Raw genomic sequence first — 8,625 nt, 5'->3', positions numbered from 1 at the left:
GCTCGAACAGATCGAGCGCTACGCCGCGACCCTGGGCCTCGAAACCCATCACGTGCACCTCGGGGAACAGTTCCGCTGTGGAGGCAGCGAGGAGTATGTGCTGTGGGTCAAGCGTCTGCTCGGTCTCGTCGAGGGTGGCCCGGTCCGGTGGTCGGGGGATCCGCAGTTCGCGGTGCGCGTGGCCGATTCCGCGGAGGAGCTCGAGTTCCTGCTCGAGCAGCAGCGCGGCCGCGGATACTCGGCACGCATGACCGCGGGGTACTGCTGGCCGTGGAGCAACCCCGACAAGGACGGCCGTCTCGTCCCGGATGTGCAGATCGGCGCGTGGGCACGGCCGTGGAACAGCAAGAGCGAACGCCGCACCGGTGAGGCGCCGCCGGCCGCGTTGTGGGCCACCGAGGACGGGGGTTTCGGGCAGGTCGGTTGTGTATACACCGCGCAGGGGTTCGAATACGACTGGAATGGCGTCATCCTCGGTCCTGACCTGGTGTGGCGGGAGGGGAGATTCCTGACGGTCCGCGAGGCAAACAAGGACCCTGACTTCAAGAACACGAAGAAGATCAGCGATCTTCGATTCGATCGTCTGGTCCGAAATGTATACAAGGTCCTACTCACACGAGGAATGATCGGCACCGTCCTTTACTCCACTGACGAGCCAACCCGTCAAGCGTTGAGAAGCCTGATCTCCGAGCCCACCTGATTGTTTCGAGAAGAACTCGCTCTATGGTTCATCGAGCGCGGCCCGACGTCCGGGGCCCGTTCGAATCGTCAAGTCCGAAGCCCGACATGACCGCCGAGTGGGTACAAAGCAAGACCATCCGAACTGGGCGGTTTGCGAACGGGCTGACGCGTATTCGAATCCTTCGCCGAGGATCAATCCTTCGGTCGAGTCGGAATCAGCAGGGGTTGGGTTCACCGATCTTGACCACCGAAAGCACCGCATCCCCTTCACCGACCGGCTCTCCCACGCTCGGGGACTGCCCGACCACGATCCAGTTCGAATCGAGCACCTGATTTCGACCCCGGCCGGTGGCGTCGACGCTGCGCGAATAGAACACACCGAGCTCCTGAATTAGGTTCTGTGCGTCCTGGAGATTCATGCAGACGACCGGCGGCATGGGCACCGTCGTCACGACCGGCTGTGCCGCTACGGTGCTGGTGGCAGCGGCAATCGGGGCCGGAGGAATGGTCGATGTAGGCGCAAGCGTGGAGGTCGTCGACGACGGCAAGACCGGTCGAGTAGTGGAGGACGTGGCGGGCTTCGCCGAAGTCGACGTGACAGTGGGGGCGGCCGATGGCTCCGACTCCGCCTCGGCTCCACATCCGGACAGCAGTGTCACGGCGCTGGCGGTCGCCAGGAGCACCCCGACGTTCCGCAAGTGCCTCTCGGCACCCACCCGACCTGTCCTACGCAGACGCGAAGCGGTACTCAGCATGCAGTGTCTCCTTCAAAGCGCTGGTCGGTAGACGCGGTGACTACCGCGCTCCCCCCAAGGAATAGAAAGTTCTTTGGACACAAGGGAATCGGTCACGCACTTGCCTTCGTTACAGGCCCTGCGCAGGACTCTCCGATTCCTGGTCTCAAGTCCACACCCCACGCTGCGCCAGCACCCACCGCACCGGATCGAGGCATCGGAAGGGGGAGATCCCGCTGTGGTGCAGTCGGTCCCCGACCGGTGACTCTCCGAGCGCCGACACGGCGAAGAACCGGCTGTGCAGTGAGGCACCGGTGTGCGGCTGGTCGACGGCCATCACCATCGAGCGGGCTTCGAGTTTGTCGAGGAGGCTGCGGACTTCCTCATGCACCAGTCTGCCATCGGATTCGTTGTAGGGCGCGTACTGCAGGCTCGGGTCACGGGAGAACGCGGCGCCGCGCTGTGACATGATCTCGCTCCAGTCGCTGCCGTCGACATGCTCGAGGGCCTGCAGGGCGTCGAACTTGGAGAGGACGATTGCAAGATTCGGTGTGCTGTCGCCGATGATGGACAACACGGTCCGCAGCACCGAGCGGGGGTCGCCGCCGACGCGTTCCTGAGCCGGGACCAGGTCGTGGAGCTGCTGCCGGACGGATTCGACCTTGAGCGGATCGAACATGAACACGACGCCGTCGGCCTGCGCGAAGAAGCGCAGGTGCGGGGCGTGCGCGTTGTCCGGGTTCTCGAGGTCCTCCCCTGCCACGTCCCGCAGCACCAGGTACTGTCGAATGCCGTTCCACAGGCCGAGGCTGAAGATCAGCGGCTCCCGCTGGTACGGGTTGCTCGTGTGGGCTGCGGGGGTGGATTCGAGGATGCCGCGTTCCTCGTACAGCGGCCTCTCGTAGAGCTCGCGGTAGGCCTGTTCGGTCTCGGAGGTCGCGGGCTCGACCACGCAGTTGAGCCGCTCGCCGAGCAACTGCAGGGTCTTGACGAGAACGGCGATGTACACGGTCTTGCCGGTGGCGCGGGCGCCGGCCATCGCGATGCAGGTGGTGTGGGCGCCGCGCCACCCGGTCGGTAGCCGATAGTGGCACGTCGGGCACACCTCGGCGACCGGGCCGCTGGCCTTGTCCTCGGCGTCGCTCACCGGCGGCGCCCAGTCGTCCCCGGACCCCGAGGGCCGCTGGAGCTCGACGACCTTGCCAGACCGCACGGGGCTGCCGTGGAAGACCGTCGCGACCTCGTCGACCTCGATCTCGTCCGGCGCGGTCGGGGCCCAGGCGTAACGGTCCGACGGGAGCACCGTGAAACAACGTGGGCATTTGGTCATCGCCGCGCACCTTCCGATTCCGGTGTCGCCGACAGTCCTGCCACGAGCGACGTCACCGTTGCGAACAATTTCTCCGGGCTGGAGAGCCAGTCGGAATCCGTGCCTGCCGTTTCGCAGGTGGGCGGCACGGCGGTGCCGAGGCCCGCCGCAGCCGAGGTGTCTGCACACAGGATCACGGGCCGCCGTCGCACACCCGGCACACCCGTGCCGGTGTGATCGGCGGGTAGTGCGTCGGTCACGGTGAATACCAGCGTGGGGGTGTTGTAACTCGACCGGTCGATCTCCGCGGAGCGGAACCCCACTCCCAGTGGCGCGGCGTCCAGTTGCGCCTGGACCTGGTCGGCGACGTGCCGCAGCTCGACGACGGGCAGCGACCTGGAGGATCGGCCGATCAGATTGACCTGCAATTCTTCTCGGATTCCGATCACCGCCGTGATGCCGGTGAGCACGTCCACCGCCGCGCGAACACTGCCGTCCTCGATGAGCGGCAGCATCGACATCGTCGTATCGATATCCACCTCGACGCGCAGCCGGCGCGCCTCGGGCAGCCGGTCCACGCCGAGGGCGCCGCGTGCCGCGGACCGCGCGCGGGCGCCGAGATCGCTGAGCGGGACGTCGACCACCGTCTTGCGGGCCGTGACCGCGAGACGCTCCCCCGCGGGGGCGATCGTCGCAAGCTCGACGTGGTGAAGACCCGACACGTCCAGCGGTGTCAGCTCGGCCCGATCCGGGTCGGCGCTGCGGCTGCTGTCCACCCCGATGGTTGCCTGCAGCACGGTTCCCTGGGGAAACACCACTGCGCCGCCCCCGGGGCGCGCGGCCACGACGATCTCCTGGGCGACTCGGGGCAGTACAAGGAAGCCGGGCTTCGGGTAGAGCGCGGACGCCTCCGGGGCGCCGTCAGGCGTCATCGCCTGCACCTGAACCGTCACGGTGGTCGCATCGACCGTCACGGCCAGCGGCTGGTGCGGCAGGTCCACCACCCCTGCCCCGTCGAGCACATATCCGGGCATCAGTCTTGTCCTCCCCGTGTCCACGCACTGCACATCTGCACTGTCCTCACACCCGCCTCGGCGTCGCCCGGCCCGGCGACGATCGATCCGCGTCGGCTCGGCGCTCGTCGAGCCACCTCCGGACGAACCCGGCGTACACGTCGCACGCGTAGGCGACGTCGCGGTGTCCCCGCAGATGTAGCTCCTCGCGGATCGCGTCCATCAGACCGTGCACCCCCAGCGGGCCGCGGTAGTCCGGCCGTTTCATCACCGTCGACGCCACCTCGTCCAGAAGGGAACGCCGCACACCACCCGATCCGACCTCGAACCGTGCCAGAACGTCGCGCTGATCCAGCACGGACCGCACCCGCGGCGCCGACGGAGACGTGAACACCGCGTGTGCCATCAGCCAATAGGCGTCGAGCGCACCGGATTCCACCAGGGAGGCCAGCGCATCGACGACGAACCGTGCGTCCTCGTCCACCGCTCGGACGAGCGCCTCCCGGTGCCGGGCCGGAAGGTCCGGCACCGGGAGGCCCGATTGGGGTGGGGTCTGCCCCCGCAGCGCGACAGTGAAGATCGCGAGCCGGGCGAGCAGATCCGTGGGAAGGTCCGCTTCGTAGCCTTCCGCGTAGTCCTCCAGGACGGGTAACACATGCACGTCGAGTGCCCGGCGCAGTGCCGGTCCGCTGATCGCAGCCCAGCGCTCCTCGTTCCGGATCAGCGCCCACGACACCGCGAGGTCGTCCAGGTACGGATCGGCCGCCCACCTCGACGCTTCCTCGCGAGCGCCGGGCTCGGCCAGATGGCGGACGAGCGTCTCGAGCTCCGGTCCCCACGGTTCGCGGACGACCACGTCCTGCAGGAAACGGGGCGCAACGGCCTCGGGAAACGCGCCGACGAGTCGGCACCATTGCTCCGCCGTCCAGCCGTGCCCGGCGACCAGCGCCGGAACATCGCTCGGCGCCCAGCCGCCCTCCCGCGCTTCGTGGAGTGCCCTCCACAACGCGACCGGCACCAGCTCGCTCCGTATTCGTGCTCGATCGAATTCTTGTTCCGTGAGGGCGAAGACGCCGTCGGCGATCAGCACACATTCGGGCTCGGTGATGCGCTGCGGGTCGGAGGCGAGCTCGTCGAGGTCTGGTACGTCCAACAGTCCGTCGACGAGCCATTCGAGTACGGGAGGTGCAAGCCGGGAGCCGAGCGGGCGCCCGGCGAACACGGGATGGGCGGTCAGAGCGGGCTGCAGAAATCTCACGCGCGTCGACGCAGAGACCGGCCCGAGTTCCGCGACGAACGCGGCTCCGTCGACCCGATCGCACAGGGTCGGGATCACCGCCCGCTCGAGCACCTCGAAGGCCACGTCGACGCCGCGATCGCGGAGGAGGTCGGCACGCACGAGCAGGTCGATCGTCTTGAGGGCGTCGAACGCGACGTCGCGCAGATTCCCGCCGCCTCGTGCGCGCAAGCGCAGATCGCCGAGTATCGCGTCGGCCTCGGCCTGAAGGTCCTCGGTTCGCGTGCACGACTCGAAGACAGCGAATTGCTCGGGTCTCGCCCGACGTACCCAGTGGCCGTCACCGAGCGCGCGGAAGGCGAAGACGGTGCCGGCGAGCTGCCGGACCGCGGGCGTGACGGCATTGTCAACCTGCCAGCGGGCGAGTGTTTCCTCCGCCTGCTGTGTGGTCGCACCGAGTCGCTCGTCCACAATTCCGACGATCACGTGCGCGAGATCGGGTGCGGTGGCGGCCTCCATGGGGGACTCCGCGAGTACGACCGAGGCGGCCTCGTCCAGTGCGTCGTGCAGGCCGGGGTCGGTGACGACGGCCATCGCCAGCGGCCACGCCTCGGTCAGGTCGCGATCACCTACACCGGCCGCGATCGCGTCCTGATGCGCGAGCGCTCGATGCGCGGTCTCGACGTCGAGCAGAACCGTCTGCGCGAGCACCGACCAGTGCGTCACCGGAACGAGATCGCCGTTCGCGACGGAGTGCGGCTCGCCGTCGAGCTCCCCCAGTTCGGGAGTCTCGTTCTCGCCGAAGACGGTGCAGCCGGGACTGTCTCCGGGCAGGTCCGGAAGCGGAACGGTCACCAGGTTCGCGCCGCGTGCCACGGCGTCGTCGACGGAGTGCAGACGGTCGAAAGTGGACCATCCGAAGCGCCGGGCGGTGCCCGGCGACATGAAGTGCGAGACGGCCCCGATCCAGAGTGCGGCGGTGTCGGGATCCTCGCATCCGAACACCACCGCCGGGCCGCCGCGCAGGGACCGCGCCACCGCGTCGAGGAGGACGCTGAAGACACCGATCCGCCAGGTTCCCGGATCGAGCAGGAATCCGAGTGCGGCGTCGCGATCGACGATCCCGCCGGGTCCGGGTGCCGTGGCCGGCAGGGCTGCCTCGGCGACCTCGTCGGCGCCGTACGGGACCAGCCAGTCCGTGGACCGCCAGCGCTCGATCGGACGCACCCCGTCGCCGGGCTCCGCACCGCGATCGAGCACGGCGTGGGCGAAGACATTCCCGGGGCGGCCGGAGGCGTCCGAGCCGGCGGGCACAGTGTGCCAATAGCATCCGGCCGCGTCACGGATGTGGGCGTACATGAGCCGCCGCGGGCGCCGGGCGATGTCCTCGACGGTCGGAAATCGGGGCATCGGCTGCGGGGATTCGAATCGGGATACGACTCCCGCGCGGAGCAGTGCCTGTTCGTCGGCGTCGAGGTCGCCGGCCATCTCCTTGACCTGCCAGCCGCCGCCGGATCCGGTGCCGGGACGGTCGAACGAGGTGTAGCTGAGTTGACCGAACCGTGGCGATTCGGTCTCGTCCCTCCGAGCGGTCATCGCGCGTCTTCGCGCGGCACGTCGTCACCGATGAGGTGATCGCCGATGAGATCGAGCCGGATGTGTTCGATCGGCGGATCGATCAGCGCGATGGTACGGCTCTGCTCGGGCCGCACGTCGGCGAAGACCCGCACGTACCCGGTCAAGTCCGTCACGTCGACGGTCCACGGCTGGCTCCACTCGCGATGCAGGCCGCGCGGATGGAAGCTCCGGGCGCCGGGCTGGGTTCGCCCGTCCCCACGGACCTCCAGCGGCCGGCCGTCCCGAGCACTGAGCGGCAGCCGGGTCTGGTTGTGCACCACGACGAACGGTGGGGCCGTCGGGAGTTCGACCTGTGAGGCGAGCCGCACGGCGAGCGCGACACCACCGGCGGTGCGGCGAGTCTCGGTCGTGTACTGAATCCGCAACAGACCCGGGTAGTCGACGGTGGCGGGGATGCCCGCGATACGCTCGCCGGCCGTGTAGGCGACGGCGACCACGTGGACGGCGCATCCCTGCTCGGGCAGCGGGTTCGACAGGTGCAGGCCGCCGTCGCGTTCGTACGCCGCTCGGGAGATCTCCGCGAAGGGGCGCTGTTCGATCGCATGCTCGGCCGGAACCTGGGGCGAGCTCACGTACACCGACACCGATGCTGCGCCCTCCGGCCACGGGAAGGTGAGCACCTGCTCGGTGCAGCGCTCGACGATCCGCACCTCTCGCGGCGCGGGCAGCGGCCTGGTCGCGATGACCGTGCGCCCCACCTGCACGTCTCCGTCGAGGACGGTGACGGGCGTGAAGTAGGCCCGCACCCAGCCGCGCGGCCAGGAGACGTTGCTCATCCGGTGTTCGCCGTCGCCTCCGACGGTCACCGGATGGACCAGTCGTGCGGAGGTCGGCAGCCCACCGGAGACGTCGAGTGCGCCCGCCGCGAGCAGCGTCCGGTCGATGCCCGGCCGCGGCGCGGTCTCCGTTCGATACATCACCACGGTGCCGATGTCCGGTGGGGTCCAGCCGAGGTCGAAGTGCAGGTCGTCGCTGTCGCCGTGGGTGGCGACGTGCAGGTCGGTGACGGGCTCGAGCACCGCGGACACGAGGACTTCCGCCTGTGCTGCCGGGGAGAGTCTGGTGTGTCCGTCGACGTCGACCTCGCAGATCGCGCGGTAGAGGTAGCGATGCCCACGCTGCGGGTCGCGGTCGACGAATCCGCCGAGATTGGGTTGGTCGGCCAGGATGCGGTGCCGTGGGTCGTTGGTCACGGGGGTTCGGCCGTCGAGCGGGATGCGCAGTACCCGCACGCGGGTGACCCCCGGCCACACCGACCACTGTCCGATCACGGCGCCGTCGTCTTCGACGACCACGAAGTCGGCGACCGGACTGAGGACATGTCCCTCGGCGATGAGCACGGGCTGGCGCCGCACCGCGTCGTGCTGGTCGCGTCCGGCGTGCGCCCACACCTGGAGGTGCCGCACCGCGGCGGCCGGAGCTGCGGTGTCCACGAGGAGGGTTCCGCGGGTGACGCCGACCAGTCGCCCGGCCTCCGGCTTGTAGGGACGGTGCGTCTCACCGGCGACGACGCGGTACAGCACCGTCTGTCCGGACCGATCCGGCAGCGGGGACCATTCGAGCAGGTGCCCGCCGCCCGGTTCGGCCGTGATGGTGATCGCCCCGACCTCCTGATCGGACTCCCCGTGCATGAACTCGCAGAAGTCCTCGGTGCGCAGGTCGACCAGGTGCTCGCTTCCGGGAACCGGCGCCGGCGGAACCGGCGGTTCGGGCGCCGGCGCCTCCGCCGTCGGCGACGCCTCGGTGACGAACTCACCGGGCTGGGCCGACGTCACCACGTGGACGATTCCGTCGACCAGTGGTTTCGCCTGGCGTGGCAGCATCGGTTCGATCTCCTCGGCAGTGCGCCGATCGGACCGGATGATCTGCTGCAGATGCGTGTCCTTGAGCAGGCCGGGACGAAGACGGCCGTCGTCGATCTGCTGTTGCCGCCACAGCTGCAGAGCCTCGAAGACAACGTCGGGCATTGTTCCACTCGCTCTCAGCTTGACGTTTAACCTGTCCGGCTGACGC

At 68.8% G+C, this 8,625-nt stretch carries 7 protein-coding genes; 2 read left to right on the top strand and 5 right to left on the bottom strand.

Translation table 11 applies throughout. The annotated features are described in order from the left end of the window. The coding region (locus CQZ88_RS00660; RefSeq protein WP_146034230.1) for a DNA/RNA helicase domain-containing protein at positions 1 to 700 on the top strand (700 nt) is incomplete at its 5' end. 196 nt (positions 701 to 896) lie between these two features. Here CQZ88_RS00660 and CQZ88_RS29680 read toward each other — a convergent pair. Further along, the gene (locus CQZ88_RS29680) at positions 897 to 1,100 is read right to left on the bottom strand and encodes a PASTA domain-containing protein (RefSeq protein ID WP_251550743.1); all 204 of its coding nucleotides are present in this window, start codon (positions 1,098 to 1,100) and stop codon (positions 897 to 899) included. Between CQZ88_RS29680 and CQZ88_RS30145 the strand changes: the two genes are divergently transcribed. Beyond that, positions 1,099 to 1,467, top strand: coding sequence for a hypothetical protein (locus tag CQZ88_RS30145; protein ID WP_219727499.1), 369 nt, complete (start codon positions 1,099 to 1,101; stop codon positions 1,465 to 1,467). The genes CQZ88_RS29680 and CQZ88_RS30145 overlap by 2 nt on opposite strands. Positions 1,468 to 1,581: 114 nt before the next feature. Here the strand turns inward: CQZ88_RS30145 and CQZ88_RS00650 are convergent, their stop codons facing one another. From CQZ88_RS00650 to CQZ88_RS00635, 4 genes are read right to left on the bottom strand one after another with little or no spacing between them, the layout of a single operon-like run. After that, on the bottom strand, positions 1,582 to 2,745 hold the full coding sequence (locus CQZ88_RS00650) for a hypothetical protein (protein WP_102799093.1): 1,164 nt from the start codon (positions 2,743 to 2,745) through the stop codon (positions 1,582 to 1,584). After that, positions 2,742 to 3,758: a hypothetical protein gene (locus tag CQZ88_RS00645; RefSeq protein ID WP_102799092.1), complete on the bottom strand. Its 1,017-nt coding sequence runs from the start codon at positions 3,756 to 3,758 to the stop codon at positions 2,742 to 2,744. Before CQZ88_RS00645 ends, CQZ88_RS00650 begins: the two co-directional genes overlap by 4 nt. Positions 3,759 to 3,804: 46 nt before the next feature. Next, a complete protein-coding gene (locus CQZ88_RS00640) occupies positions 3,805 to 6,570 on the bottom strand; it encodes a hypothetical protein (protein ID WP_102799091.1) in 2,766 nt (921 codons plus the stop codon). Then, positions 6,567 to 8,579: a hypothetical protein gene (locus CQZ88_RS00635; RefSeq protein WP_102799090.1), complete on the bottom strand. Its 2,013-nt coding sequence runs from the start codon at positions 8,577 to 8,579 to the stop codon at positions 6,567 to 6,569. The genes CQZ88_RS00640 and CQZ88_RS00635 overlap by 4 nt, the downstream gene beginning before the upstream one ends. Positions 8,580 to 8,625 lie beyond the last annotated feature (46 nt).

Origin of the sequence: Rhodococcus sp. ENV425 (assembly GCF_002887785.1) — a bacterium.
Taxonomy (GTDB): domain Bacteria; phylum Actinomycetota; class Actinomycetes; order Mycobacteriales; family Mycobacteriaceae; genus Rhodococcus; species Rhodococcus aetherivorans.
Note: the sequence above shows the minus strand (reverse complement) of the source record. Positions and strands in the feature narration are given on the sequence as shown.

Bases quoted from the DNA above. Each gene is read 5' to 3' on its own strand.
- CQZ88_RS30145 (WP_219727499.1), top strand. From the start codon at position 1,099: ATGCAGACGACCGGCGGCATGGGCACCGTCGTCACGACCGGCTGTGCC.
- CQZ88_RS29680 (WP_251550743.1), bottom strand. From the start codon at position 1,100: ATGAATCTCCAGGACGCACAGAACCTAATTCAGGAGCTCGGTGTGTTC.
- CQZ88_RS00650 (WP_102799093.1), bottom strand. From the start codon at position 2,745: ATGACCAAATGCCCACGTTGTTTCACGGTGCTCCCGTCGGACCGTTAC.
- CQZ88_RS00645 (WP_102799092.1), bottom strand. From the start codon at position 3,758: ATGCCCGGATATGTGCTCGACGGGGCAGGGGTGGTGGACCTGCCGCAC.
- CQZ88_RS00640 (WP_102799091.1), bottom strand. From the start codon at position 6,570: ATGACCGCTCGGAGGGACGAGACCGAATCGCCACGGTTCGGTCAACTC.
- CQZ88_RS00635 (WP_102799090.1), bottom strand. From the start codon at position 8,579: ATGCCCGACGTTGTCTTCGAGGCTCTGCAGCTGTGGCGGCAACAGCAG.